We start from the raw sequence: 966 nt of genomic DNA, 5'->3' as shown, positions 1-966 counted from the left end.
GCAGCCAATATCAACCTTAATGGCCAGGGTTACGTAGAAATCCTGATCAAGGACCAAGGCCCAGGCCTGCCAGAAGAAATAGCAAAAAGCCTTTTTAAACCTGTTACCTCAACAAAAGGTGACGGACACTCAGGCTTGGGCCTGAGTATTACCAAAAACCTCGTCAGGGATGCTAAAGGTACCATTAGTTGTAGAAGCAACGAAAAAGGAACGACGTTTCAAATCTTTCTTCCTCAAGAAAGCCTATAGTCCATGTGTATGGAAGCGACTATAGGAGAGGAATATGGAGCAGTAATGAACGTAGTGATTACGTAGTGGTCAAGAGTTAGCATGAAAATACAAAAAACAGAGCAGAATCTAAGTCTGCAAACTGAACAAGCCTGCATTCTTATCGTCGACGATGAGTATCGCCTACTTAAAAGTCTTGAGAACCTTCTACTCAACAAAGGCTATCAAGTTGTTTGCGCACATGGTGGCCTGCAGGCCTGTGAAAAGCTATCATCAGAAGACTTTGATCTAGTTCTTCTTGATCTGAATATGGCTGATCTCAATGGTCATCAAGTGATGGACTTTATCACTCAAAAAGAAATCGATGTTGCAACAATTGTTGTCAGCGGCGAGTCTTCTTTTTCTGCGGTAAGCAAAGCTTTACGACGTGGCGCGTATGATTACTTGCGTAAGCCCTATGACCCTGAAGAACTGCTTTCTACCATGGAAAGCGCCCTGCAGAAGGTGATGCTTGAAAAAGCACACCACGCTATGCAATCGAGACTACAAAAATCTGAAGAACTTCACCGCTACATCGTTAACAGTTCTCCTGATATCGTTTTCATGCTCGACAAAAGTGGTCGATTCACTTTTCTGAACAACAAAGTAGAAAGCATTCTTGGTTATAAGAAAACAGACTTAATCGGCCGAAACTACCTGGATATTATTGAAGAGAATGACCTGGAGCGTGCCAGCTAT

General features: G+C 42.9%; 2 protein-coding genes. Both read left to right on the top strand.

All coding sequences use genetic code 11. The features are described 5' to 3' along the window. A partial coding sequence (locus A3735_RS27670) for an ATP-binding protein (RefSeq protein ID WP_197486104.1) occupies nt 1-249 on the top strand: 249 nt, incomplete at its 5' end. Between the two features lie 81 nt (nt 250-330). Further along, on the top strand, nt 331-966 hold a 636-nt coding region (locus A3735_RS27665; protein ID WP_156499975.1), incomplete at its 3' end, for a response regulator.

The organism is Oleiphilus sp. HI0061 (genome assembly GCF_001635675.1).
This window is presented reverse-complemented; position numbering and strand designations above follow the sequence as displayed.